The sequence below is a fragment of the Kitasatospora sp. NPDC036755 genome, assembly GCF_040636595.1.
GTDB lineage: Bacteria > Actinomycetota > Actinomycetes > Streptomycetales > Streptomycetaceae > Kitasatospora.
On record NZ_JBEZUT010000044.1, the window covers coordinates 1 to 25,218 of the forward strand.

A 25,218-nucleotide genomic window follows, 5' to 3' on the forward strand; every position below is an offset into this window, starting at 1 on the left:
TCGGCGCGGAGGACCACACCGCCTACCCGGCGGCCGGATGGCCGGGCCGGATCGAGTCCTTGCGCCTCGCCTCACCTCACCTCGCAAAATCGTTCGCGCCATGGCCCCGCCGGGCGCGAGGATGGCGCGCATGACCGACACGGACCTGCGGGTGGACCCGCCGATGACGGCCGACGAGGCCACCACCCTGAGCACCTTCCTCGACTACCACCGCGACACCCTCGCGCTCAAGTGCCAGGGCCTGACCGACGACCAGCTCCGGCTGCGCTCCGTCCCGCCGTCCAACCTCTCGCTGCTGGGCCTGGTCCGGCACATGGCCGAGGTGGAGCGGCACTGGTTCCCGTCCACGCTGCTCGGCCGGGACCTCGCCGGGCACTACTGGACCGAGGAGCACGAGGACGCCGACTTCGACGACGTCGACACCGCCGACGTCGCGGCCGACCTCGCCACCTGGCGCGCCGAGGTCGAGGCCGCCCGCCTGGCCACCGCCGGCCTGCCGCTGGACACCGTCGCCAAGAAGCCGCGCCGCGGCGAGCCGGTGACGCTGCGCTGGATCCTCACCCACATGATCGAGGAGTACGCGCGACACAACGGCCACGCGGACCTTCTGCGGGAATCGATCGACGGTTCGACCGGCGAGTGACGCCACGGGTGACACCGCGGGTGAAATCGTTTCCGCATCGTTGACAGAAGGTCAATTACGCCGTGACAGCGACCGATAAGGTCAACGCGCGCAACCGTACGACGCTGCGCCGCGTCAGTGGGAGTGCCCGGGTTCGCCCGGGTTTCCGGCGCGGCACGACTCGTACGGGGGTTGCGAGCGGGCACGGGACCGGTGAACAGTGCGATACTCGGACAGTTCCGACGAGTGGATGACGTGTCAACAACGGCACGCGCCCCGGGGGACCAGGACGGGACGAGGCAGGGAGGCGCGGCATGGGAGCACTTCGCGACGAGCACCACAACGGGTGGTTGATGCCCTCGGGGCACTACCCGGCCGCTGTGTACGACGACGAGTGGGTCGATCAGGAGACGGTTCCGGCCGCCCCCGCGCCCACGAAGATCGTCTCCCTGCGGCCGACGGGCTTCGAGGCGGCCCGGACGGTCGGTGAGCACATCCGGGCGAGCACCCCCGTGGTCATGGACCTCACCGAGATGTCGGAGGCCGAGGCCAAGCGCATGGTCGACTTCGCCTCCGGGCTGATCTTCGGCACCCGGGGCGGCATCGAGCGGATCGCCAAGCGGGTCTTCCTGCTCACGCCGGCCGACGTCGAGGTCATGGTGATCGACCGCCCGATGGACGACACCGGCTTCTACAACCAGAGCTGAGCGACGGGGCCGAGCCCGCCGCCCCGCGGCGGCCGGCACACCGCGACACCACCCCCGGACCGGGGACGGCACACCCACCGTCCCCGGTTTTTTGCTGCTCCGACACCGGCGAGGCGCGCCTCAGATGAGATCTCGAACTACAGAATGAGACATCCATGTCTCAGATGACCTAGACTCGACTCATGGCCACCGACCGCGACACCGTCCTCGAAGCCGCCGTCGGCGTGCTCTCCCGCCGCCCGACCGCCCACCTGGACGAGATCGCGCGCGCCGCCGGCATCAGCCGCGCCACGCTGCACCGGCTCTTCCCCGGGCCGGGGCGCGACGCGCTGATCCGCGAGGTCGGCCTGCTCGGGCTGCGCCGGTTCGCCGCCGCGCTGGACACCGCCGAGGTCGAACGGGGCGACGCCGAGGCCGCCCTGCGCCGCCTGGTGGACGCCTCCGTCCCGGACGCCATGCTCTGCGCCTTCCTGGCCGGCGAGAACCAGCTCTACGAGCACGACGACATCAACGACCTCTGGGAGGTCCAGATCGCCCGGCTGCACGCGCTGTTCCTGCGCGGCCAGCAGCAGGGCGTGTTCCGCATCGAGCTCAGCGCCGCCTGGCTGAGCGAGGCCTTCTTCGACCTGGTGGCCGGCGTCGGCTGGTCCATCCAGGACGGCCGGCTCGCCCCGCGCGACGCGGCCTTCTCACTCGCCGAACTGTTCCTCGGCGGCGCCCTGCGCAGACCGGACGCCCGCACCCCGGCGCCCGCCGCCGACAGCCCCACGCCGCACAGCACCACCCCACCTGCCCACAGCACCTCCGACCACAGGCCGGACACCGATACGCCATGAACACCCTGACCGCCCGCCAGCGCTGGACCGGCCTCGCCGTCCTCGTCCTGGCCGTCACCGTGGTCGCCCTGGACGCGACCGTGCTCTCCCTCGCCATCCCCTCGATCAGCGAGACGCTGCGCCCCAGCGGCACCCAGCTGCTCTGGATCGGCGACTCCTACTCCTTCGTGCTGGCCGGCCTGCTGGTCAGCATGGGCGCCCTGAGCGACCGGATCGGCCGCAAGAAGCTCCTGCTGGTCGGGTCCGCCGCGTTCGGCGCCGCCTCGCTGCTGGCCGCCTACGCGCCGAGCCCGGGCTGGCTGATCCTGGCCCGCGCGCTGCTCGGCGTGGCCGGGGCGACGATCATGCCCTCCACGCTCTCGCTGATCCGCAGCCTCTTCCCGGACGACCGGGAGCGGGCCACCGCGATCGGCATCTGGGGCGCGGCCGCCACCGCCGGTGCCGCCCTCGGGCCGGTGGTCGGCGGGGTGCTGCTGGAGCACTTCTGGTGGGGCTCGGTGTTCCTGCTGAACCTGCCGGTGCTGGCCCTGCTGCTGGTGTTCGGCAGTTGGCTGCTGCCGGAGTCCAAGGACCCGAAGCCGGGCCGCTGGGACGTGCTGAGCGTCGTCCTGTCGATGGCCGGCGTGATCGGCGCGGTGTACGCGGTCAAGGAGGCGGCCGCGCACGGCGTGGACCGCTGGGACGTCCCGGTCGCCTTCGTGCTGGGCGCCGCCGCGCTGTTCGTGTTCGTCCGCCGCCAGCTGCGGCTGGAGACCCCGCTGCTCGACGTCCGGCTCTTCCGCGACCGGCGGTTCACGGCGGCCGTCTCGGCCTCGCTGATCTCCCTGGTCGGGCTCTCCGGCGTGATCTTCGTGGTCTCGCAGTACCTCCAGCTGGTCCGCGGCTACCAGCCGCTCCAGGCCGGCCTGGCCGAGCTGCCGGCCTTCGCCGGCTCGGTGGCGGGCGGTCTGCTGACCGCCGCGATCGCCCGGCGCTTCGGCGCCCGCAAGGCGCTGACGGTCTGCCTGCTGGCGATGGGCCTGGGCGTGGGCGCGCTCGGCTGGCTGTCCCAGGACACCACCTACCTGCTGCTGGCCGCCTCCTTCCTGCTGGTGGGGACGGCGGAGGGCGTGGTCTACACGCTCGGCGCCGACCTGGTGCTGAGCGCCGCGCCCGCCGACAAGGCCGGGGCCGCCTCGGCGGTCTCCGAGACGGCGTACGAACTGGGCACCGCGCTCGGCATCGCCCTGGTGGGCTCGGTGGTCGGCTCGATCTACGCGAGCGGGCTCTCCGTCCCGGCTGGGACGGACCCGACGGCGGCCGCCCGGGCCGGTGAATCGCTCGGCGCGGCCGTGGAGACGGCCCAGGGGCTGTCGCCGGAGCTCGCCCAGCCGTTGCTGGCGAGTGCCCGGGAGTCCTTCGTCCACGGCATGAACAGCGCCGGGCTGCTGGCCGCGGCGCTGCTGGTCGGTGCGGCCGTGATGGCCTGGCGGCTGCTGCGCGGGCTGTCCGGGCCGACGGACGTCACGGAGGTCGCTCCGCGGAACCCGGCGGGCACACAGCCGAAGGTCGACGCGTAGCGACGGGACGAGAACGGCCGTTCCCCTGGGGGGAACGGCCGTTCTCGTCCTCGGAGCGCCCGTCGGGCGCTCCTCCGACGCAGGCCTACGAGGCCCCGAAGGGCAGCTCCAGCTCCGCCCAGACCACCTTGCCGTCCCGGGTGAGCCGGCTGCCCCAGCGCTGGGCCAGCTCGCTGACCAGGAACATCCCGCGCCCGCCCTCGTCCTGCTCGGCGAACGGGCGCAGCTGGGGGGTCTGCCCGCCGGCGTCGGAGACCTCCACGGTGAGCACCCGGTCGCGGAACAGCCGCAGCCGGCGCGGCGCGTCGGCGTGCAGCAGGGCGTTCGTGACCAGCTCGCTGACCAGCAGCTCGGCGTAGTCGGTGAGCGCGGTCAGGCCCCAGGCCTCCAGGGTGGCCCGGGTGAAGCGGCGGGCCCGGCCGGGCAGCCGGCCGCCGCCGGACAGCGGCAGGGTGGCGATCCGGTCGGCGGGCAGCGGGAGCACCCGGGCCATGATCATCGCGATGTCGTCCTCGGTGCCGTCGGTGACCAGCGCCGCGAGGACGGCGTCGCAGCTCTCCTCCAGGGTCCGGCCGGGGCCCTCCAGGGTGCGGGCGAGCCGGTCGATCCCGGCGTCCAGGTCCTGGCCGCGCCGCTCGACCAGGCCGTCGGTGTAGAGCGCGACCATGCCGCCCTCGGGGATGGTGAACTCGATCGACTCGAAGGCCACCCCGCCGACGCCCAGCGGCACCCCGGGCGGCACCTCCACCTTGGCGGCGGTGCCGTCGGGGGCGACCCGCACGGGCGGCAGGTGCCCGGCCGAGGCGACCTGGACGGTGCGGTCCAGCGGGTCGTACACCGCGCAGATACAGGTCGCGAACTGACCCTCGCCGATTCCCGAGGCGGTCTCGTCCAGCCGGGTGAGCACCTGCTCGGGCGGCATGTCCAGGGTGGCGAGGGTCCGGGCGACGGTGCGCAGCTGGCCCATCGTGGCGGCGGCCCGGATGCCGTGGCCCATCACGTCGCCGACCACCAGTGCGACCCTCCCGCAGGACAGCGGCACCACGTCGAACCAGTCGCCGCCGACCTCGCTGACCACGCTGCTGGGCAGGTAGCGGTAGGCGATCTCCAGGCCGAGGGTGCGGTGCACCTCCTGCGGCAGCAGGCTGCGCTGGAGGGTGAGCGCGGTCTCCCGCTCGCGGCGGTAGAGCCGGGCGTTGTCGAGCGCCAGGGCGGTGCGGGCGACCAGTTCCTCGGCGAGGGCGACGTCGGAGGCGGTGAACGGCTCGGGGTTGCGCATCCGGATGAACTCGGAGCCGCCGAGCACCATGCCCCGGGCGGTGATCGGCACCATCAGGTACGAGTGGATGCCCGCCGCCATCCCGGGGGCGACCCGGTCCTCGCTGGCCACCAGGCCGCGCAGGGCCTCCTCGTCCACATGGGAGCGCAGCAGCGGCTTGCCGCTGCGCAGGCACTGGACGTAGCTGCGGTCCGGGGAGTACTCGGAGGTCTCGCCGACCACGTCGACGGCGTGCGCGAGGCCGCTCTCGTAGGACTCGCCGACGGCGACGGCGCGCAGCGTGATGTTCCGGTCGGAGGGGATCGCGGTGGGTTCGGCACCGCGCAGCACCGGCTCCAGCAGGTCGACGGTGGCGAAGTCGGCGAACCGGGGGACGACGGCCTCGATCAGCTCCTCGGCGGTGCGCTGGAGGTCGAGGGTGGTGCCGATCCGGGCGGTCGCCTCGGCGATCATGGCGAGCCGTTCCTGGGCCCGGGCGGCGCGGGCCTCGGCCTGGAAGCGCTCGGTGACGTCGATGATCGAGGAGCAGACCCCGAAGATCCGGCCGGTGGAGTCCTCCAGCCGGAAGTAGGAGGCGGACCAGGCGCGGTCCCGCTTCGGGTCCCCGGGGACCCGGCCGTGCGAGCGGGCGTCCACCACGGGCTTCCCGGTCTTCAGCACCTGGCGCATGATCTGCTCGATCTCGGCGCTGTTGATTCCGGGGAGCACCGCGGATATCCGGCGGCCGAGGTGGGCGGCGACCGGGACGCCGTTCATCCGGGCGAGGGCCTCGTTGATCCGCAGGTAGCGCAGCTCGGTGTCGTAGACGGCCATGCCGATGGGCGAGCGGGCGAAGATGCCGTCCAGCACGGCGAGGTCGGCCTCGACGGCGTGCAGGGCGCGGGTGTCGGAGGCGGTGGCGAGCAGCAGCAGGGTGCCGGCCGGGCCGGCGATGGGGTAGGTGCGGAACTCCAGGTCGACCTTGTGGCCGTCGCGGTGGCGCACCGGGAAGACGCCCGACCAGCCGGCGCCGCTCATGATCCGCTCGAAGAGGCCGAGCACCTCGGAGCGGTCGGAGCCGTCGGTGAGCAGCTGGGCGGCATAGCTGCCGACGGCCTCCTCGGCGGAGTAGCCGAGGAGGGCCTCGGCGTCCTCGCTCCAGTGCAGGATCAGTCCGTCGTCCTGGAGCAGCGCCGTCGCGAGCGGGACGAGCCGATGGCCTTCGGGGTGGGCGCTCCCGGGACGTCCCGGGACGCCGCCCGGTGCCGGGCCGGCGGCGGTCGCGTCCCACTCGTGTCCGTGCATGATCAGGCAGCACCCCGGTTCGGCTCGTGCCCGGCCGGATGGGCCTCGCGGTCCGCGCCGGCCGGGGTTCTTCTCCAGACTGCACGGACATCGGCCGCCCGGCGACCCCTTGGTCAGGGGGCGTCCGGCCGCTCCGGGTGTACGGGCGTCATGGGCGTACCGGCCGCAGCGTACTCTCCAGAACGCCCGCCCACTGCCGGATCACTCCGGAACGTCGGTGGCTGTCGTCGGTGAGCAGGTTGGCGAGGCCCAGACCGCGGGCGAGGTCCAGTGTGGCCTGCACGGATTCGCGTACCCCGGGGCGGCTCTCGTCGGCGTCCAGGAACTCCACGGCGGCCCGGTGGGCCTCCCGGCCGACGTGGCCCTCCAGGGCGATGATCCGCTCACGCAGCACCTCCTCGGTGGCCGCGGCGGTCCACAGGTGCAGGGCGGCGCGGAACAGCGGGCCGGTGTAGAGGCGCACGATCATGTCGACCACGGCCCGGGTGCGGTCCGGGCCGGCGGCCGGGAGCTCGTCCGCGTGGGCGCGGACGGCGGCCAGCCGCTCGGCGGTGACGTGTTCGACGGCCGCGGTGACGAGGTCCTCGCGGGTCGGGAAGTGGTGCTGGGCCGCGCCCCGGGAGACCCCGGCCCGCTCGGCGACGACGGCGACGGTGGAGCCGTGCCAGCCGAGCTCGGCCAGGCAGTCCACGGCCGCCGCGAGCAGCCGGGCCCGGGTGGCTCGGCTGCGGTCCTGCTGCGGGGTGCGGGCGGCGGGGTGGCTGGTCATGGCGGCGGGAGGTTCCTGTTCCGGTCGGGGCGCGGCGGGGCCGGTCGGGGCGGGGCAGGAAGATCCTCACAGACGGGTGGCGGGGTGCGGCCGCCGGGGCGGCCCCGCCGGTCAGCGGGCGGCCGCGTTGCCGGCCTCGCGGGCGCGCAGTTCACGGCGGAGGATCTTGCCCGCCGCGGACTTGGGGACGGCGTCGACGAACTCCACCGCGCGGACCTTCTTGTACGGGGCGACCTGCCCGGCGACGTAGCCGGTGACCTCCTCCTCGGTCAGGGCGCTGCCCGGGGCCCGGACCACGAAGGCCTTGGGGCACTCGGTGCCCTCGGCGTCCCGGACGCCGATCACGGCGGCGTCGGTGATCTGCGGGTGGCCGAGCAGGACGGCCTCCAGTTCGGCGGGGGCGACCTGGTAGCCCTTGTACTTGATCAGCTCCTTGACCCGGTCGACGATGTGCAGATAGCCGCGCCCGTCCACGAAGCCGACGTCGCCGGTGTGCAGCCAGCCCTCCGCGTCGACCACCGCGGCGGTCTCGGACGGGCGGCCGAGGTAGCCCTTCATCACCTGCGGGCCGCGGATCAGCAGCTCGCCGCGCCGGCCGGGCCCGAGGTCGTGGTCGGAGCCGTCCAGAGCGGCGATCCGCAGCTCGGTGGAGGGCACCATCCGGCCGACCGATCCGGGCGGCGGGTCGCCCTCGCGCGGGGAGACGACGTGGGTGACCGGGGAGAGCTCGGTCATGCCGTAGCCCTGGAGCAGGTGCGGCAGGCCCAGGCGCCGGGCGCAGGCGTCGGCGAGTTCGTGGTCCAGCGGGGCGGCGGCGCACAGCAGGTACTCCACCGAGGAGAGGTCGTACCGGTCCACGACGGGGTGCCGGGCCAGCGCGAGGGCGATCGGCGGGGCCACCACCAGGGCCTGCACCCGGTGGTCCTGGACGGTGCGGCAGAACTGTTCGAGGTCGAAGCGGGGCAGCACGACCACCGTGGCGCCGCAGCGCAGCGGCTGGTTGAGCAGCGCGGCCTGGCCGTAGATGTGGAAGAACGGCAGGACGGCGAGCACCCGTTCGCCCTCGGCGGGGCGGTAGAGGGCGTCGCACTGGGCGAGGTTGGTGGAGATCGAGCGGTGGGTGAGCATCACGCCCTTGGGCAGGCCGGTGGTGCCGCTGGAGTACGGCAGCACGGCGATGTCCTCGCCCGGGTCGACGGCGATCTCGGGGACGGGGGCGGTGGTGGTCACCAGGTCGGTGAGCGAGCGGTGGCCCTCGGCGCCGTCCAGGACGAGGATCTCGGCCAGTGGCCGGCCCTGTTCGGCGAGGAGTTCGGCGGCCGCACGGGCGGTCGGCAGGAAGGCGGAGACGGTGACCAGCCAGCGGGCGCCGCAGTCGCGCAGCTGGCCGGCCAGGTCGGTGGGGGTGGCGAAGGAGGAGACCGTGGTGATGGTGGCTCCGGCCCTGCTCGCGCCGTAGTAGGCGATCGGGTAGGCGGTCGAGTTGGGGCTGAAGAGGGCGACGACGTCGCCCCGGCGGACGCCTGTGTCGGCCAGGCCGGCGGCCATCCGCTCGACGGTGGCGGCGAGTTGGGCGTAGCTGACGCTGTCGCCGGTGACGCCGTCGATCAGGGCCGGGCGGTTGCCGTACCCCGCCGCGGCGCCGAGCACCGCTTCGTGGATCGGCAGGTCGACCGCGGGGACGTCGGGGAACTCGCTTCGGAACACCAAGGTGAGCCTCCAGTAAGGAAGTTGACATGGCAACAAAACCGGCGCGCAGGTTCGGTGCGGGGCGCGTTCAGGAGCATACGGACAGTCAGGGCCCTGGCTCGGCCATTGTGGGGAACCCGAGACGGCGGATACGTGGCGCGGTTGCTCCCGGGGGGCGCCCGTCGCGACGCCGCGCACCTCGCCCGTGCGCCCCCTGGGAGCACATCCGCCCCGGGAATCCCGGCCCCGCACCGCCCCGCGACGCCCCGCGCCCGCCGCCGGCCGGCCTCCGGACCGGCCCGGAGGCGCCACCGCTCCGTTGGCGCGCCTGTTCGCGCCGCGGTCACTCAGTACGACGCGCGACCCGGTGCGACGTCACCCTGCGCGACGTCACCCGTGCGACGTCACTCGGCCCGGCGCGGCCACTCAGTACGACCTGGGCAGCCCGAGGGTGTGCTGGGCCACGTAGTTGAGCACCATCTCGCGGCTGACCGGGGCGACCCGGCCCACCCGGGTGGCGGCCAGCAGCGCGCCCAGCCCGTACTCCTGGGTCAGGCCGTTGCCGCCGAGGGTCTGCACCGCCTGGTCGACGGTCCGGGCGGCGGCCTCCCCCGCGGCGTACTTGGCCATGTTGGCGGCCTCCCCGGCGGCGAGGTCCTCGCCCGCGTCGTAGAGCAGGCCGGCCTTCTGGGTCATCAGCCGGGCCAGCTCGATCTCCACCGCGCACTGGGCCAGCGGGTGGGCCAGGCCCTGGTGGGCGCCGATCGGGGTGGACCAGACGGTGCGGGTCTTCGCGTACTCGACGGCCTTGCCGAGGGCCTGGCGGGCGAGGCCGAGCGAGAAGGCGGCGGTGAGGATGCGCTCGGGGTTGAGGCCCGCGAAGAGCTGGAGCAGCCCGGCGTCCTCGTCGCCCACCAGGGCGTCGGCGGGCAGCCGGACGTCGTCCAGGAACACCTGGAACTGCTTCTCCGGGGCGACGAGCTCCATCGGGATCGGCCGGTACTCGAAGCCCGGGGTCTCGCGCGGGACGACGAACAGGCAGGGCTTCAGCCGGCCGGAGCGGCCCCCTCCCGCGGCCGGGGTCTCGGTGCGGGCGACGAACAGCACCGCGTCGCAGTGGTCGATGCCGGAGACGAAGACCTTGCGGCCGGTCAGCAGCCAGTCCTCGCCGTCCCGGCGGGCGACGGTGGATATCCGGTGGGAGTTGGAGCCGGCGTCCGGCTCGGTGATGCCGAAGGCCATCCGGCGGCTGCCGTCGGCCAGACCGGGCAGCCAGCGGCGCTTCTGCTCCTCCGTGCCGTAGCGGGCGATCACGGTGCCGCAGATCGCCGGGGAGACGATCAGCAGCAGCAGCGGGCAGCCGGCGGTGCCGAGCTCCTCCAGGACGATGGCGAGGTCGGTGATGCCGCCGTCCCCGCCGCCGTACTCGGCGGGCAGGTTGACGCCGAGGTAGCCGGCCTTCCCGGCCTCCGCCCACAGTTCGTCGGCGGGCTCGCCGGCCCGGGCCTTGGCGAGGTAGTAGGCGGAGCCGTAGCGGCGGCCGAGGTCGCCGACGGCCCGGCGCAGGGCCTGGCGTTCGGGGGTCTCCAGGAGCTGACTGCCGATGGTGGACATGCGGGTCCTTCCTCAGGCTCGGGTGGGCTCTCGGGTCTGGGTGGGTTCTCGGGTCTGGGTGCGTTCTCGGGTCTGGGTGGACTCGTGCGTCTCGGTGGGCTCTCGGACCTTGGTGGGATCTGAGGCCTCGGCGGGCTCTCGGGCCCTGCCGGGTTCTCGGGCCTCGGCGGGATCTCAAGCCTCGGCGGGCCGGACGACGGCCAGCAGGGCGCCCGTCTCGACCTGCCGGCCGGGAGCGGCCCGCAGTTCGACGAGGGTGCCGTCGGCCGGGGCGGCGACGCGGTGCTCCATCTTCATCGCCTCCAGCACCAGCAGCGGCCGGCCGGCGGTGACGGTGTCCCCGACGGCGGCGAGGACCCGGGCGACGGTGCCCGGCATCGGGGCGAGCAGCGCGCCGGGGTCGGTGCGGACGACGGGCTCGGGGAAGCGCGGCAGCGCGGTGAGCGCGGTGCCGCCGGCCGGGGTGTCGACGTGCACCCGGTCGCCGTACCGGGCGACGCGGTAGGTGCGGCGCAGCCCGTCCTCGCGGAGCACGACCCGGTCCGGCTCGGCCTCGACGAGTTCGACGTCCGGGTGGTCCTCGGCCAGCAGGCCGGTGCGGGTGAGCCGGTAGCGGACCTCGTACGCGGTGCCGTCCTCGGCCCGGTAGCGCTTGAGCTGCGGCTGGGAGGGCAGGTTGCGCCAGCCGGTGGGCAGGGCGCCGCGGCGGCCGGCCGCGTCGGCGAGGGCGGCGGCCAGCGCGGCGCGGTCGGCGCCCTCGGTGTCCGGGGCGGTGAGCTCGGCCGCGTGCCGGGCCAGGAAGCCGGTGTGCAGCTCCGCGGCCAGGAAGGCCGGGTGGCGCAGGGCCCGGACCAGCAGGTCCCGGTTGGTGGCCGGGCCGTGGACGCGGGCGCGGGCGAGCGCGTCGGCGAGCCGGCGGGCGGCGGCGGTGCGGGTCGGCGCCCGGACGATCACCTTGGCGAGCATCGCGTCGTAGTGCGGGGTGATCTCGCTGCCGGCCTCCACCCCGGAGTCCAGCCGCAGCCCGGTGCCGGTGCCGGTGCCGGTGAACTCCTGGTGCGGGAGCGTCAGTTCGAGCCGGTGCAGGGTGCCGGTGGCGGGCTGCCAGTCCCTGGCCGGGTCCTCCGCGTACAGCCGGGCCTCGATCGCGTGGCCGGTGGTCGGGGGCGGGGTGGGTCCGGGCAGCGGTTCGCCCTCGGCCACGGCGAGTTGGAGCGCCACCAGGTCCAGGCCGGTGACGGCCTCGGTGACCGGGTGTTCGACCTGAAGGCGGGTGTTCATCTCCAGGAAGAAGAACCGGCCGTCCTCGGCGAGCAGGAACTCGGCGGTGCCGGCGCCGACGTAGCCGATCGCCCGGGCGGCGCGCACCGCGGCCGTGTGCAGTTCGGCGCGGACCCCGGCCGGCAGACCGGGGGCCGGGGCCTCCTCGATCACCTTCTGGTGCCGCCGCTGCACCGAGCAGTCGCGGTCGCCGACCGCCCAGACGGTGCCGTGGGCGTCGGCCAGCAGCTGGACCTCGACGTGGCGGCCGTCGGGCAGGTAGGGCTCGCAGAACACCTCGTCCGAGCCGAAGGCCCCGGCCGCCTCGGCGCGGGCGGCGGCCAGCTCGCCGGGCAGCTCGGCGAGGCTCCGGACGACCCGCATGCCGCGCCCGCCGCCGCCCGCCGCGGCCTTGACCAGCAGCGGCAGGTCGGCCTCGACGGGATCGGCGAGGGCGTCCAGCACCGGCACCCCGGCCTCGGCCATCAGGCGCTTGGCGGCGGTCTTGGAGCCCATCGCGGCGATCGCGGCCGGCGGCGGGCCGACCCAGACCAGGCCCGCGTCCAGCACGGCCCGCGCGAACCCGGCGTCCTCGGAGAGGAATCCGTACCCGGGGTGGACGGCGTCGGCCCCGGCGGCGAGCGCGGCCCGCACCAGCAGGTCGGCGCGCAGGTAGGTGTCGGCGGGCGCCGCGCCGGGCAGCCGGACGGCGGCGTCGGCCTCGCGGACGTGCGGGGCGCCGGCGTCCGGGTCGGAGTGGACGGCGGTGGTCGCGATGCCCAGTTCCCGGCAGGTGCGGAAGACCCGGCGGGCGATCTCGCCCCGGTTGGCGACCAGCAGGTTGGTGATCATGTCTCGGGGGTCCTTCCCGGGTTTCCTCACAGGCGGAAGACGCCGTAGCCGCGCGCGCCCTCGACCGGCGCGTTGTGGATCGCGGACAGGCACAGGCCGAGCACGGTACGGGTGTCGCGGGGGTCGATGACGCCGTCGTCGTAGAGCCGGCCGGAGAGGAACACCGGCAGCGACTCGGCCTCGATCTGCTGTTCCACCATCGCCCGGATCGCCGCGTCCGCCTCCTCGTCGTACGGCCTGCCCTTCGCCGCCGCCGACTGCCGGGCGACGATGGACAGCACCCCGGCGAGCTGCTGCGGGCCCATCACGGCGGACTTGGCGCTCGGCCAGGAGAACAGGAAGCGCGGCTCGTACGCCCGGCCGCACATGCCGTAGTGGCCGGCGCCGTAGGAGGCGCCCATCAGCACGGACAGGTGCGGGACGGTGGAGTTGGCGACGGCGTTGATCATCATCGCGCCGTGCTTGATGATGCCGCCCTGCTCGTAGTCCTTGCCGACCATGTAGCCGGTGGTGTTGTGGAGGAACAGCAGCGGGGTGTTCCGCTGGTTGGCCAGCTGGATGAACTGGGCGGCCTTCTGGGACTCCTGGCTGAACAGCACGCCGCGGGCGTTGGCCAGGACGCCGACCGGGTAGCCGTGCAGGCGGGCCCAGCCGGTGGCCAGGCTGGTGCCGTAGAGCGGCTTGAACTCGTCGAAGTCGGAGCCGTCGACGATCCGGGCGATCACCTCGCGCGGGTCGAAGGGCACCTTGAGGTCCCCCGGGACGATGCCGAGCAGTTCCTCCTCGTCGTACTTCGGCGGCTCGGCCGACCGGTCCGGGTCGGGGCCGGGCTTGCGGTGGTCGAGCCGGGCGACGATCCGGCGGGCGATCCGCAGCGCGTCCGCCTCGTCCACCGCGAAGTGGTCGGCCAGGCCGGAGACCCGGGCGTGCATCTCGGCGCCGCCCAGCGACTCGTCGTCGGCCTCCTCCCCGGTGGCCATCCGCACCAGCGGCGGGCCGCCGAGGAACACCTTGGCGCGCTCCTTGACCAGCACGGTGTGGTCGGACATGCCGGGGACGTAGGCACCGCCGGCCGTCGAGTTGCCGAACACCACGGCCACCGTGGGGATCCCGGCGGCGGACAGCCGGGTGAGGTCGCGGAAGAGGGCGCCGCCGGGGATGAAGATCTCCTTCTGGCTGGGCAGGTCGGCGCCGCCGGACTCGACCAGGTTGACCAGCGGCAGCCGGTTGTCCAGCGCGATCTCGTCGGCCCGCAGGGCCTTGCGCAGCGTCCACGGGTTGCTGGCGCCGCCGCGCACCGTCGGGTCGTTGGCGGTGATCACGCACTCCACCCCCTCGATCACCCCGATGCCGGTGACCAGGGCCGCGCCCACCGGGTAGTCGCTCCCCCAGGCGGCCAGCGGGGACAGCTCCAGGAACGGGGAGTCCTGGTCGACCAGCAGCTCGATCCGCTCGCGGGCGAGCAGCTTGCCGCGCCCGCGGTGGCGTTCCACGTAGGTGGGGCCGCCGCCCGCCAGCGCCTTGGCGTGTTCGGCGTCGAGCTCGGCGAGCTTGGCGGCCATCGCGTCGCGGTGCTCCGCGAACTCGGGCCCGGCCGGGTCGACGCGGGTGGTCAGGACGGTCACAGCGGGGCCTCCGGGCTGTCCAGGAGCGTGGTCGGGATGTCGAGCCGACGGGCGCGCAGCCACTCCCCGAGGGCCTTGGCCTGCGGATCGAAGCGGTGCCGGGCGGCGACGCCCTCGCCGAGCAGGCCGGTGATCGTGAAGTTGACCGCGCGCAGGTTCGGCAGCAGGTGCCGGGTGACGGGCAACTCGGCGGTCTCGGGCAGGAGTTCGCGCAGCTCCTCGACGGTGAGGGCGTGCGCCAGCCAGCGCCAGCCGTCCGCGGAACGGGCCCAGACGCCGAGGTTGGCGTCCCCGCCCTTGTCCCCGCTGCGGGCGCCGGCCACCAGGCCGAGCGGGGCCCGCCGGGTCGGGCCGGCCGGCAGCGGTTCGGGCAACTCGACTTCCACCGGGCCTGGTTGGGAGGTGACGGGGGCCGGCGGTACGGCGATCCGGCGGCCGTCCGGCAGGACGGCGGTGTGCTCGACGGCCTTCGCGTCGATGTGCGCGGCGGTGAACACCCCGTACGGCGCGCCCGGCCCGGGCGGGGCGGTGAGGTGGAAGCCCGGGTATCCGGACAGGCCCGACTCGACGGCGGCCCTGCCGAGTTCGCGCCCGACCCGGGCCGGGTCGGGATCGCGGGCGGCCAGCCGGAGCAGGGCGGAGGCGGCCTCCTCGGTCGGGGCGTCCGGGTGGTCGGTGCGGGCCAGCGTCCAGCGCATCTCGGCGGGGCGGGCGCCGGGCGGCAGGGCGTCGTCGAACTGCCGGCGGACCAGGTCGGCCTTGGCCTCGATGTCGAGGCCGGTGAGGACGAACACCACCTCGTTGAGGTGGCCGCCGAGCCGGTTGAGGCCCGCCTTCAGGGTGGGCGGCGGGGCCTCGCCGCGCACGCCGTCGATCCGGACCCGGTCCGGGCCGTCCCCGGTGAGCCGCACGGTGTCCAGCCGGGCCGTGACGTCCGGGCCGAGGTAGTGCGGTCCGCCGGTCTCGTACAGGAGTTGGGCGGTGACGGTGCCGGTGGTGACGGCGCCGCCGGTGCCCGGGTGCTTGGTGATCACGCTGGAGCCGTCGGCGCGCAGTTCGGCCAGCGGGAAGCCGGGGCGGGTCACGTCGTGCTCGCGGAAGAAGGCGTAGTTGCCGCCGGTCGCCTGGGCGCCGCACTCCAGCACGTGCCCGGCCACCACGGCGCCGGCCAGGGCGTCGAGGTCCTCCGGGGTCCAGCCGAAGCGGGCGATCCCGGGGCCGACCACCAGCGCCGCGTCCGTGACCCGGCCGGTCACCACCACGTCGGCGCCGCCGGTCAGGCAGGCCGCGACGCCGAACCCGCCGAGGTAGGCGTTGGCGGCCAACAGCCCGTCCGGCAACCCTAGTTCGGCCCGTCGCGGCAGCAGGTCGTCACCCTCGACATGGGCGACGGCCGCCTCGACGCCGAGCCGCCGGGCCAGCGCGCGCAGCTCCTCGGCGAGCCGGGCCGGGTTGAGGCCGCCCGCGTTGACCACGATCTTCACGTCGCGCTCACGGGCCAGGCCGAGGCACTCCTCCATCTGGCGCAGGAAGGTCCGGGCATAACCGAGCGACGGGTCCTTCAGCCGGTCCCGGGCGAGGATCAGCATGGTCAGCTCGGCCAGGTAGTCCCCGGTGAGCACGTCCAGCGGCCCGCCGGTGAGCATCTCCCGCATCGCGGCGAAGCGGTCCCCGTAGAAGCCCGAGGCGTTGCCGATCCGCAGTACCGTGCCGTCGCGCGCCAAAGCGCCTCCCCTGCCGGTGAGTTGGGGACGCCTCGGACGGGGCGCCGCCGGGCAGCAGCGTGGCACCGTCCGAAGAAAAAAGCAATCACGCTTGCTTGTTTTCCGACACCCGCACGCCCCCGGACAGCCGGAGCGGAGAGCCCGCCGGGGAGTCCTGGCAGCCGGTCAAGACCGGCCCGCGACTTGCCGCCCGATTGCCGGTTCCACGGCATGCGAACCACGAACCGGCAGGTAGGCGAACCACAGGCCGCATGTGGCTTGCAACCATTGACCCGGAGTCAGCGATTCCGGAAGGATTCGCGACCATGACTACGCGCGTAAACCTTCTGTCGAGACGGCTGATCGCCCCGCTGCGGGCAGCGGCCCTGCTGTCGCTGCTGGTGTCGGTCGGGGTGTTCTTCGCCGGCGCCGGCGAGGCCCAGGCCGCACCCGCCTGCGGGGTGCTCTCCACCGGCGCGGCCACGCAGGCGAACGCCGCCGTCCGCTCCGCCTGCGGGCTGATCGGCACCCCGTACTCGTGGGGCGGCGGCCACGGCTCGCAGCCCGGCCCGACGTACGGCCTCTGCGACCCGTCCAACGGCGCCCCCAACGACTGCAACGTCCGCGGCCTGGACTGCTCCGGCATGGTCCGCTACGCCTACGACCTGGCGGTCGGCGAGGACGTCATCAACGGCACCACCCGCACCCAGTGGCCGACCTCCCGAGCCGTCGCCCGCTACTACCGGGCGGACGGCACCGCGCCGCTGCTCCCCGGCGACCTGGTGTACTTCGGCAACACCGCCTCCACCATCCACCACGTCGCGATGTACCTCGGGCAGGGCTGGATCGTCGAGGCCCCCTACTCCGGCGGCTACGTCCAGGTGGCGGCGCTCTCCTCGCACGGCGACTACTACGGCGCCATCCGGCTGTACGGCGCGGGCGGCACCTCCACGCCCCCCACCACGCCGCCCACCAACAACGGCCAGTACTGGGTGGACACCAACGCCAACGCGCCGGTGTACGGCTCCCCGACCTCCACCACCAGCACCGGGACGCTCTACCAGGGCACGAACTACGTCTACTGCAAGGCCTGGGGCCGCGAGGTCTCCAACGGCAGCGGCTACAACCACTGGTGGCTGAAGACGGACCCGGACGTCGGCCCCGGCGGCCAGTGGGTCTCGGCGTACTACCTGTCCCGCTGGGGCAACGACGTCGCCAAGGACAACAACGGCACCACCGTCCCCGACTGCGCCGGCGGCAGCACCCCGCCGGCCACCGGCAAGTACTGGGTGGACACCTTCGCCAGTGCGAGCGTCTACGCCTCGCCGACCTCCACCAGCGCGACCGGCACCCTGAACCAGGGCACGAACTACGTCTACTGCAAGGCCTGGGGCCGCGAGGTCTCCAACGGCAGCAGCTACAACCACTGGTGGCTGAAGACGGACGCCGACGGCGGCCCGGCCCGCCAGTGGGTCTCGGCCTTCTACCTGTCCCGCTGGGGCAGTGACACGGCCAAGGACAACAACGGCACGACCATCCCCGACTGCTGAAACACCTGACGACCGTGCCGGCCGGGGCCACCGAGGGGGTGGCGCCGGCCGGCGCCGTTCCGCCTCCCCGCGGCCGGCCGCCGGAGGCCGCGAGCACCGCTCCCCGGGCCGCCGGGGACCAACCGATCAGGATTCGAGAAGCGCCCGGCCGGGGTGCGCGCCTAGCGTTGCGGTCATGAGCGACATCACCATTCACTGGACCTTCCTCCCGCACACCGACCCCGAGGCCTCCCTCGCCTTCTACCGCGACCTGCTCGGCTTCGAGGTGCGCAGCGACGTCGGCGGCGGCCCGATGCGCTGGATCACCGTCGGCCCCGCCGACCAGCCCGACGTCTCCCTGGTGCTGGAGCCGGCGTCCGCCGACCCGGGCCGCACCGAGGAGGAGCAGCGGACCATCACCGAGATGATGGCCAAGGGCACCTACGCCCGGCTCGTCCTGGGCACCCGCGACCTGGACGGCGTCTTCGACCGGCTGAAGTCCGGCGGCGCGGAGCTGGTCCAGGAGCCGACCCGGCAGCCGTACGGCGTCCGCGACTGCGCCTTCCGCGACCCGGCGGGGAACATGGTCCGCTTCAACGAGCTGGGCTGAGCCCACCGGCACCGCCCCGGGCCCGCCCCGAGCCCACCGCCGCCCGTACCCGTACCCGGAGCCACCCGCTCCCGAGGCCGTCCGGTCCCGACCCGGATCGATGGTTGGATCGAAGGGTTCGAGCACACCGACCCACCGACGGCGGCCCGGGGCGGGCCCACCCACCCCCACAGACCGCCGAGAGCCAGGGAGCGAAGAGAACGATGCCCAAGCGGACGGACGCACAGCCGCACGTCGCCGACAGCCACGACCTGATCCGCGTGCACGGTGCGCGCGAGAACAACCTCAAGGACGTCAGCGTCGACCTTCCCAAGCGCCGGCTGACGGTCTTCACCGGGGTGTCCGGCTCGGGCAAGAGCTCGCTGGTCTTCGACACCGTGGCCGCCGAGTCCCAGCGGCTGATCAACGAGACCTACAGCGCCTTCGTCCAGGGCTTCATGCCCTCCCTGGCCCGCCCCGAGGTGGACGTCCTCGAGGGCCTGACCACCGCGATCATCGTCGACCAGCAGCGGATGGGCGCCGACCCGCGCTCCACCGTCGGCACCGCCACCGACGCCAACGCGATGCTGCGCATCCTCTTCAGCCGTCTGGGCACCCCGCACATCGGCTCGCCCAAGGCCTTCTCCTTCAACGTCCCCTCGATCAGCGGCGCCGGCGCCGTCACCGTCGAGCGCGCGGGCAGGACGGTCAAGGAGCGGCGCAGCTTCAGCATCACCGGCGGCATGTGCCCGCGCTGCGAGGGCCGCGGCACCGTCTCGGACATCGACCTCACCCAGCTGTACGACGACAGCAAGTCGATCTCCGAGGGCGCCTTCACCATCCCCGGCTGGAAGACGGACAGCTGGTGGACGGTCGGCGTCTACGCCAACTCGGGCTTCCTCGACCCGGACAAGCCGATCCGGCAGTTCACCGAGAAGGAGATGCGGGACTTCCTGTACCGGGAGCCGACCAAGGTCAAGGTCAACGGCGTCAACCTCACCTACGAGGGCCTGATCCCCAAGATCCAGAAGTCCATGCTGTCCAAGGACAAGGACGCGTTGCAGCCGCACATCCGGGCCTTCGTGGAGCGGGCCGTCACCTTCACCTCCTGCCCCGACTGCGAGGGCACCCGGCTCAGCGCGGCGGCCCGTTCCTCCAAGGTCGCGGGCATCAGCATCGCCGACGCCTGCGCGATGCAGATCAGCGACCTCGCCGCCTGGGTCCGCGACCTCGACGAGCCCTCGGTGGCGCCGCTGCTCGGCACGCTCCGGCAGACCCTCGACTCCTTCGTGGAGATCGGCCTCGGCTACCTCTCGCTGGACCGCCCCTCCGGCACCCTCTCCGGTGGCGAGGCCCAGCGGGTCAAGATGATCCGCCACCTCGGCTCCTCGCTCACCGACACCACGTACGTCTTCGACGAGCCCACCACCGGCCTGCACCCGCACGACATCGACCGGATGAACAAGCTGCTGCTGCGCCTGCGGGACAAGGGCAACACGGTGCTGGTCGTCGAGCACAAGCCGCAGACCATCGCGATCGCCGACCACGTCGTCGACCTCGGTCCCGGGGCCGGTACGGCCGGCGGCACGGTCTGCTACGAGGGCGACGTGGCGGGGCTGCGCACCAGCGGCACGGTGACCGGCCGCCACCTGGCCGACCGGACGGCGCTGCGCGACGCCGTGCGCGAGCCCACCGGGAAGCTGGAGATCCGCGGCGCGGGCACCCACAACCTGCGCGACGTGGACGTGGACGTCCCGCTCGGGGTGCTCACGGTGGTGACGGGCGTGGCCGGCTCCGGCAAGAGCTCGCTGATCCACGGCTCGATCCCGGCCAGTGAGGGCGTGGTCTCCGTCGACCAGGGCTCGATCAAGGGCTCCCGGCGCAGCAACCCCGCCACCTACACCGGGCTGCTGGAGCCGATCCGCAAGGCCTTCGCCAAGGCCAACGGCGTGAAGCCGGCCCTGTTCAGCGCCAACTCCGAGGGCGCCTGCCCGACCTGCAACGGCGCCGGGGTGGTCTACACCGACCTGGCGATGATGGCCGGGGTGGCCACCACCTGCGAGGACTGCGAGGGCAAGCGGTACCAGCCCGCGGTGCTGGAGTACCACCTGGGCGGGCGGGACATCGCCGAGGTCCTGGCGATGTCGGTGACGGAGGCGGAGGAGTTCTTCGGCTCCGGGGAGGCGAAGCTCCCGGCCGCGCACCGCGTCCTGGAGCGGCTCGCCGACGTCGGGCTCGGCTACCTCAGCCTCGGCCAGCCGCTCACCACGCTGTCCGGCGGCGAGCGGCAGCGGCTCAAGCTGGCCACCCACATGGCGGACAAGGGCGGTGTCTACGTGCTGGACGAGCCGACCACCGGGCTGCACCTGGCCGACGTCGAGCAGCTGCTCGGGCTGCTGGACCGGCTGGTCGAGTCCGGCAAGTCGGTCATCGTGATCGAGCACCACCCGGCCGTGATGGCGCACGCCGACTGGATCATCGACCTCGGCCCGGGCGCCGGCCACGACGGCGGACGGGTGGTCTTCGAGGGCACCCCGGCCGAGCTGGTGGCCGCGCGCTCCACCCTGACCGGCGAGGCGCTGGCCCAGTACCTGGGCTGAGAGCGGGTAGGGGGCCGGGGCCCGACACCCGGGCCGGGCCGGGCCGCCGGGCCCCGGGTCAGTCCAGCGGGAGGGCCATCTCCAGGATCCGCGCCGAGGTGTCCAGCACGTACGGCGTGGCCTCCCCCGTGTAGGCGAACCCGCGCCGCCGGTAGAAGGCGGCGGCGCGGGGGTTCTCCTCGTGCACCCCGAGCAGCATCCGCCCGGCGCCCCGGACCCGTGCCCAGGCGAGCACCGCGTCCAGCAGGGCGTCGGCGACGCCGCGTTCGCGGCCCCGGTGCGCCGGGTCCACCCAGACGCCGATCAGGTCGACGGCGCCGGGGTGTTCCCGGTTCGGCACGGACAGCATGGTGCCGACCCACTCGCCCGCGGCGTCCACCGCGACCAGGCCGAGCTTGTCGGGCTCGTTGACCCAGTCGCACCGGGCCCGCCAGTTGCCCTCGCCCTGGTGGGCGGCGTACTCGTGGGTCTCGCCGAAGGCCAGGGGCGTGTCCAGGAGCTGGGCCAGCCGCACCTTCCGCAGGCGCTGCCAGTCGGCCCGCCCGATCCGCTCGATCCGGTACTCCACCGACATGCGCTCCCCCGTCGTACGACGACTGCCTCCGCCGCCCGGTGATCACCGGGCGGCGGAGGCAGGATAGCCGGGGCGGGCGCCGGGGCCGGCGGCGCTACGGCTTGATGCGGACCACCTGCGGGTCGTGGTCGCTGGCCTGCTGGGCGAACTCGGCGTTGATGTGCACCACGTCGTACTTGGCGTAGCCGACCTCGGGGCTGACCAGGATGTGGTCCAGCACCTGGGAGTTGCCCTGGTAGACGTACGAGTACTGCTCGGTCTCCGGCAGCTCGTTCACCAGATCGCGCAGCACGCCGTCCTTGGTGAGCGCGGCCAGCGCGGGCGAGAACTGGTAGTCGTTGAAGTCGCCGAGGGAGACGACCTTGGCCTCCTTGTCGGCGGCCAGCAGCTGGGCGACGAAGCCCTGCTCGACGGTGGCCTGCTTGATCCGCTGCACCTCGGAGCCGCGGGTCGGCTGCTGGAAGCGGCTGTCGATGCCCTGGTCGCCGCCCTTGCTGTTGAAGTGGTTGGCGATGACGAAGACCTTCTTGCCGCGGAAGGAGAACTGGCCGACCAGCGGCTTGCGGCTGTTGGTCCAGGCCTCGTCCTCGGGCGCGATCCGGCCGGGCGAGGCGGTCAGCGCGGTGCTCGCGCCGGTGCCGGTCACGCCGACGGCGGTGGTGGCGGTGCCGCCGGGGATGTCGGTGAAGGACACCCGCTGCGGGTTGAACAGGAAGACCTGGCGGATGTTGCCGCCGGGCTCGCCGCCGTCCTTGCCGTCCTGCGGGTCGACCGAGCGCCAGTCGTAGGCCGGGCCGCCGGCCGCCTTGATCGCGGCGACGAACTTGGCGACGGTCTGGCTCGCGTCCACCGTGCCGTCGTTCTTGCTGCCGTTGTTGTCCTGGATCTCCTCCAGGGCGACGATGTCGGGCGAGCGCAGGTTGGTGACGACGCCCTGGGCCAGCTCGGCGAACTTGGCGTCCGGGTTGCCCGGGGCCAGGTTCTCCACGTTGTAGGTGGCGAGGGTGAGTTCGCGGTCGGTCGCCTGGGCGGTGACCTCGCGCTGGAGGTGGTTGTCCTTCAGCGTGCCCATGGTGCCGGCGACCAGGGTGTAGCCGCCGAAGTTGTTGTAGTCCAGCGGGCCGGTGGTGGTGCCGGTCAGCTCGTCGCCGACGTTGGCCACCGGGAAGGGCTGCTGGTTGACCGGCGCCTGCTGCTGGATCATCAGGCGGCCGACGTTGGGCTCGCGGTAGGACTCGTACAGCACGCCGCCGCGCTTGCTGCGCTGGTCCTGGCGGTCGGCGGCGACCCACAGCTCGTTGTACTTGTCGGTCGCCTGGATCACCCGGACGTCCTTGACCTGGACGAGCATGCCCTCCAGGGACTCGTAGAAGTCCAGGGTGTACTTCTCCGGGTTGAGCGCCACGCCGTCGATGGAGCCGTCCGGGCCGGCCGGCGGGGCGTAGGTGCCGGGGATGTTGCGGGTGTCCACGACGACCGGGGCGGGCAGCGGGTTTCCGGCCGACAGGACGGTGACGCCGGGGGCGGAGATCTCAGTGAGGGACTGCGAGCCGCCGCCGAGGTTCGGGTAGTACTCGGTGACCTTGCCGCTCACCAGCACGGAGTCGCCGACCTTGACGGTCGGGTTGCCGCCGGTGAAGACGAAGACGCCCTCGCTGGTGGCCGGGTCGGCGTCCGGGTTCGGGTCCTGGAGCCAGAAGCCCTTGGAACTGCCGTACGCGCGCACGCCGGTGACGATGCCGGGCACGCCGGTGACGGCCTTGCCGGCCTGCGGGGATATCCGGGTGGAGCCCTGGATGTCGTGGATCCGCAGCGGCCCGGCCTCGGTCGGGGCCGGGGTGGCGGCGGCCGCGGCGTTCGCCACCGGCAGCGGGACGAGCATCAGCGAGGCGGCCAGCGAGGCCGGGATCAGGGCGGCGCGCAGCAGGGCTCTGCGGGGGCGGGGAGCGGGGGCGGTGGTCACCGGGGCAGGACTCCTAGCTCCGTCGTGCGGCACTGGTGTGGCACGGCGGTCCGGGCGGAGGCGCGCTTCGAGCGCGGCTACTCGCGTAGAGAAGAAGCGGAGGACGGGCTCCCGCCCCCCGCGGCGCCCCTAAGATACGCGCGTAGAAAATCCCCCGACAAGACCCTGGCGGTGAACTGTCGGTTCCCGGGGGGTGACGTGACGCCGGGTCAGTCCCGGCTTCTCACAGCCCGCTCCCAGCCGGCTCCCAGGAAGCCTCGATCCGCTCCACGATCAGCTCGCACAGCTCGTGGGTGCGCAGCGCGTCGTGGGCGTCCAGGGTGCGCCCGGCGCGGACGGCCGTCAGGAAGGCGAGCACGCACTGCTCGATGCCGCGCTGGCGGGCCACCGGCACCCAGTCGCCGCGGCGGCGGACGGTGGGCTGGCCGCGGTGGTCGATCACCTCGGCCAGGTTGTGCACCTCGCGCTTGGAGTCCCCGCCGGAGACCTCCAGCACCTCCTCCGTCGAACCGGAGACCCGGTTCATGATGCCGAGCGCGGTGAACCCCTCCCCGCCGAGGGTGAGCACCACGTGCTCGACCAGCCCGTCCCGGGTGCGGGCCCGGACGTCCACGTGCTCGATCTCGCCGGGGGCCAGGAAGCGCAGCACGTCCACGACGTGGATGAAGTCGTCGTACACCAGGGTGCGGGCGGCCTCGGCCAGGCCCTCGCGGTTCTTCTGGAGCACGATCAGGTCGCGCGGGCGCTCCTTGGCCTGGGCGTAGCCGGGGGCGTGGCGGCGGTTGAAGCCGACCATCAGCGAGCGGCCGGTGCGGTCGGCGAGGCCGACCAGCCGGCGGGCGCCGTCCAAGGTGTAGTCGAGCGGCTTGTCGACGTAGACGTCCACCCCGGCGGTGAGCAGCTGCTCGACGATCGGGACGTGCTGGTCGGTGGCGGCGTGCACGAAGGCGGCGCGGATGCCGCTGCCGATCAGCGCGCCGAGGTCGGTGAAGCGGTGCTCGGGGGCGATCCGGTGGGCCTCGCCGATCCGGTCGAGTTTGGCCGCGTCCCGGGTCATCAGCCGCAGGTCGAGCCCGGGCAGCGCGGTGAGCACCGGCAGGTAGGCCTTCTGCGCGATGTCGCCGAGGCCGATCACCCCGACCGGGAGCGGGGTCTCGGGGGCGGCGGTCGAACTCATGGGGACTCCTGGTGGTGCGTGATCGTCGGCCGCCCCCACCCTATGTGCCGCGCGCCGGGGCCGTACGGCCGGTCGGGGCCCGGGCGGCCCGGCTCCTCGGGTGCGCGGGGCCGGGGCCGGGGCCGGGTCCGGGGTGTCAGGCCGTGAGGAAGGCCGCGCCGGACGCGAGGAGCGGGGGCAGGGGGGCGGCGGCCGGGTGCCACGGGGCCTCGTACTCCCAGCAGATCCAGGCCTCGGGCGGCAGCAGGCGCAGGCAGTCGGCGATCGGCAGGACGCCGGCGCCCAGCGGGAGCGGGGTGCGGTCGTGCGGCCCGGCGATGTCCTTGACCTGGACGTGGCCGAGGTACGGGGCGAGCGCGGCGTGGCTCTCGGCCGGGGTCTCCCCGGCGAGGTGGGTGTGCATCAGGTCCCACAGGGCCCCGACGGCCGGGTGGGCGACCCGGGCCAGCAGGGCGGCCACCGCTCGTCCGCCCCGGTGGGAGTCGTGGGTCTCGACCAGGATCCGCACGCCGAGCGCTCCCGCCTCCTCCGCGACCGCCGCGAGCCGCCGGACGGCCCGGTCGTCGGCCGCCGGACGGGGGCCGTCGCCGCCGCGCGGGAAGACCCGGACGGCGGCCGCGCCAAGGCCGGCGGCGAGCCGCAGGTGGTCGCGGAGCGCGTCGGTCACCGGGCCGTCGGGCCCGGGGGCGGCGACGCCGACGTAGGAGGCGAGGGCGAGCGGGGTGAGGCCGTGGGCCCGCAGGGTGCGGACCGCGGCGCGGCGTTGCGGCCCCGTCATCGCGGGGTGGACCGGCTCGCCTTCGGCGCAGCGCAGTTCGAGCCCGTCCCAGCCGTGGTCGGCGGCGAGCCGGGCGGCCTCGGCCAGCGGGAGCCCGGGGACGCCGAGCGTGGAGTAGGCGAGCGGCATGGCGGCCTCCGTGGCTGGTCGGGCGGCCCGGGAGGGCCGGGCCAAGGATATATTCAAGCCGAGACAAAGTCCTGACCGCC

At 73.9% G+C, this 25,218-nt stretch carries 18 protein-coding genes; 7 read left to right on the forward strand and 11 right to left on the reverse strand.

Translation table 11 applies throughout. From position 1 onward, the window contains the following. Positions 1–130 precede the first annotated feature (130 nt). From AB0E96_RS09640 to AB0E96_RS09655, 4 genes are all read left to right on the forward strand, one after another. Positions 131–643, forward strand: a complete 513-nt coding sequence (locus AB0E96_RS09640; RefSeq protein ID WP_359820663.1) for a DinB family protein — start codon at positions 131–133, stop codon at positions 641–643. A gap of 293 nt (positions 644–936) precedes the next feature. Beyond that, complete coding sequence (gene sepF, locus AB0E96_RS09645) at positions 937–1,329, forward strand: cell division protein SepF (protein ID WP_359820665.1); 393 nt, start codon at positions 937–939, stop codon at positions 1,327–1,329. A 182-nt stretch (positions 1,330–1,511) separates the two neighbouring features. Continuing rightward, positions 1,512–2,165: a TetR/AcrR family transcriptional regulator gene (locus tag AB0E96_RS09650; RefSeq protein ID WP_359820668.1), complete on the forward strand. Its 654-nt coding sequence runs from the start codon at positions 1,512–1,514 to the stop codon at positions 2,163–2,165. Beyond that, positions 2,162–3,724: an MFS transporter gene (locus AB0E96_RS09655; protein ID WP_359820671.1), complete on the forward strand. Its 1,563-nt coding sequence runs from the start codon at positions 2,162–2,164 to the stop codon at positions 3,722–3,724. The genes AB0E96_RS09650 and AB0E96_RS09655 overlap by 4 nt, the downstream gene beginning before the upstream one ends. 85 nt (positions 3,725–3,809) lie before the next feature. Here the strand turns inward: AB0E96_RS09655 and AB0E96_RS09660 are convergent, their stop codons facing one another. The 7 genes from AB0E96_RS09660 to AB0E96_RS09690 form a co-directional block, all read right to left on the reverse strand. Further along, a complete protein-coding gene (locus tag AB0E96_RS09660) occupies positions 3,810–6,287 on the reverse strand; it encodes a SpoIIE family protein phosphatase (protein WP_359820673.1) in 2,478 nt (825 codons plus the stop codon). A gap of 148 nt (positions 6,288–6,435) precedes the next feature. After that, entirely contained in the window at positions 6,436–7,056 is a 621-nt protein-coding gene (locus AB0E96_RS09665; RefSeq protein ID WP_359820676.1) for a TetR/AcrR family transcriptional regulator, read from the reverse strand. A 111-nt stretch (positions 7,057–7,167) separates the two neighbouring features. Continuing rightward, a complete protein-coding gene (locus AB0E96_RS09670) occupies positions 7,168–8,766 on the reverse strand; it encodes a 4-coumarate--CoA ligase family protein (protein ID WP_359820678.1) in 1,599 nt (532 codons plus the stop codon). A 405-nt stretch (positions 8,767–9,171) separates the two neighbouring features. After that, positions 9,172–10,359 carry an acyl-CoA dehydrogenase gene (locus AB0E96_RS09675; protein WP_359820681.1) on the reverse strand — a complete coding sequence of 396 codons (1,188 nt, stop codon included), beginning with the start codon at positions 10,357–10,359 and terminating at the stop codon, positions 9,172–9,174. A 174-nt stretch (positions 10,360–10,533) separates the two neighbouring features. Next, on the reverse strand, positions 10,534–12,471 hold the full coding sequence (locus tag AB0E96_RS09680; RefSeq protein WP_359820684.1) for a biotin carboxylase N-terminal domain-containing protein: 1,938 nt from the start codon (positions 12,469–12,471) through the stop codon (positions 10,534–10,536). A 26-nt stretch (positions 12,472–12,497) separates the two neighbouring features. Then, positions 12,498–14,096, reverse strand: coding sequence for a carboxyl transferase domain-containing protein (locus tag AB0E96_RS09685; RefSeq protein ID WP_359820686.1), 1,599 nt, complete (start codon positions 14,094–14,096; stop codon positions 12,498–12,500). Beyond that, positions 14,093–15,820, reverse strand: a complete 1,728-nt coding sequence (locus AB0E96_RS09690; RefSeq protein WP_359820688.1) for an acyclic terpene utilization AtuA family protein — start codon at positions 15,818–15,820, stop codon at positions 14,093–14,095. Before AB0E96_RS09690 ends, AB0E96_RS09685 begins: the two co-directional genes overlap by 4 nt. A gap of 305 nt (positions 15,821–16,125) precedes the next feature. On the opposite strand from AB0E96_RS09690, the gene AB0E96_RS09695 reads away from it, so the two are divergent. From AB0E96_RS09695 to AB0E96_RS09705, 3 genes are all read left to right on the forward strand, one after another. Beyond that, on the forward strand, positions 16,126–17,349 hold the full coding sequence (locus AB0E96_RS09695; protein ID WP_359820690.1) for a C40 family peptidase: 1,224 nt from the start codon (positions 16,126–16,128) through the stop codon (positions 17,347–17,349). A 175-nt stretch (positions 17,350–17,524) separates the two neighbouring features. Continuing rightward, positions 17,525–17,938, forward strand: coding sequence for a VOC family protein (locus AB0E96_RS09700; protein WP_359820692.1), 414 nt, complete (start codon positions 17,525–17,527; stop codon positions 17,936–17,938). 203 nt (positions 17,939–18,141) lie between these two features. Beyond that, complete coding sequence (locus tag AB0E96_RS09705) at positions 18,142–20,517, forward strand: excinuclease ABC subunit UvrA (protein WP_359820695.1); 2,376 nt, start codon at positions 18,142–18,144, stop codon at positions 20,515–20,517. A 58-nt stretch (positions 20,518–20,575) separates the two neighbouring features. On the opposite strand, the gene AB0E96_RS09710 is transcribed toward AB0E96_RS09705, so the two are convergent. The 4 genes from AB0E96_RS09710 to AB0E96_RS09725 form a co-directional block, all read right to left on the reverse strand. Next, complete coding sequence (locus AB0E96_RS09710) at positions 20,576–21,091, reverse strand: GNAT family N-acetyltransferase (protein ID WP_359820697.1); 516 nt, start codon at positions 21,089–21,091, stop codon at positions 20,576–20,578. A 94-nt stretch (positions 21,092–21,185) separates the two neighbouring features. Next, a complete protein-coding gene (locus AB0E96_RS09715) occupies positions 21,186–22,973 on the reverse strand; it encodes an endonuclease/exonuclease/phosphatase family protein (protein WP_359820725.1) in 1,788 nt (595 codons plus the stop codon). A gap of 304 nt (positions 22,974–23,277) precedes the next feature. Then, positions 23,278–24,231 (reverse strand): Gfo/Idh/MocA family oxidoreductase, encoded by a 954-nt coding sequence (locus tag AB0E96_RS09720; protein ID WP_359820700.1) that lies wholly within the window; start codon positions 24,229–24,231, stop codon positions 23,278–23,280. Between the two features lie 136 nt (positions 24,232–24,367). Continuing rightward, positions 24,368–25,138 carry a sugar phosphate isomerase/epimerase family protein gene (locus AB0E96_RS09725; RefSeq protein WP_359820702.1) on the reverse strand — a complete coding sequence of 257 codons (771 nt, stop codon included), beginning with the start codon at positions 25,136–25,138 and terminating at the stop codon, positions 24,368–24,370. Between the last annotated feature and the right edge of the window lie 80 nt (positions 25,139–25,218).

Excerpts from the sequence above, each read along its gene's own strand:
- AB0E96_RS09695 (WP_359820690.1), top strand. The coding sequence starts at position 16,126 with ATGACTACGCGCGTAAACCTTCTGTCGAGACGGCTGATCGCCCCGCTG.
- AB0E96_RS09650 (WP_359820668.1), top strand. The coding sequence starts at position 1,512 with ATGGCCACCGACCGCGACACCGTCCTCGAAGCCGCCGTCGGCGTGCTC.
- AB0E96_RS09700 (WP_359820692.1), top strand. The coding sequence starts at position 17,525 with ATGAGCGACATCACCATTCACTGGACCTTCCTCCCGCACACCGACCCC.
- AB0E96_RS09660 (WP_359820673.1), bottom strand. The coding sequence starts at position 6,287 with ATGCACGGACACGAGTGGGACGCGACCGCCGCCGGCCCGGCACCGGGC.
- AB0E96_RS09715 (WP_359820725.1), bottom strand. The coding sequence starts at position 22,973 with ATGCTCGTCCCGCTGCCGGTGGCGAACGCCGCGGCCGCCGCCACCCCG.
- sepF (WP_359820665.1), top strand. The coding sequence starts at position 937 with ATGGGAGCACTTCGCGACGAGCACCACAACGGGTGGTTGATGCCCTCG.
- AB0E96_RS09725 (WP_359820702.1), bottom strand. The coding sequence starts at position 25,138 with ATGCCGCTCGCCTACTCCACGCTCGGCGTCCCCGGGCTCCCGCTGGCC.
- AB0E96_RS09675 (WP_359820681.1), bottom strand. The coding sequence starts at position 10,359 with ATGTCCACCATCGGCAGTCAGCTCCTGGAGACCCCCGAACGCCAGGCC.
- AB0E96_RS09720 (WP_359820700.1), bottom strand. The coding sequence starts at position 24,231 with ATGAGTTCGACCGCCGCCCCCGAGACCCCGCTCCCGGTCGGGGTGATC.
- AB0E96_RS09680 (WP_359820684.1), bottom strand. The coding sequence starts at position 12,471 with ATGATCACCAACCTGCTGGTCGCCAACCGGGGCGAGATCGCCCGCCGG.
- AB0E96_RS09665 (WP_359820676.1), bottom strand. The coding sequence starts at position 7,056 with ATGACCAGCCACCCCGCCGCCCGCACCCCGCAGCAGGACCGCAGCCGA.
- AB0E96_RS09655 (WP_359820671.1), top strand. The coding sequence starts at position 2,162 with ATGAACACCCTGACCGCCCGCCAGCGCTGGACCGGCCTCGCCGTCCTC.
- AB0E96_RS09705 (WP_359820695.1), top strand. The coding sequence starts at position 18,142 with ATGCCCAAGCGGACGGACGCACAGCCGCACGTCGCCGACAGCCACGAC.
- AB0E96_RS09640 (WP_359820663.1), top strand. The coding sequence starts at position 131 with ATGACCGACACGGACCTGCGGGTGGACCCGCCGATGACGGCCGACGAG.
- AB0E96_RS09710 (WP_359820697.1), bottom strand. The coding sequence starts at position 21,091 with ATGTCGGTGGAGTACCGGATCGAGCGGATCGGGCGGGCCGACTGGCAG.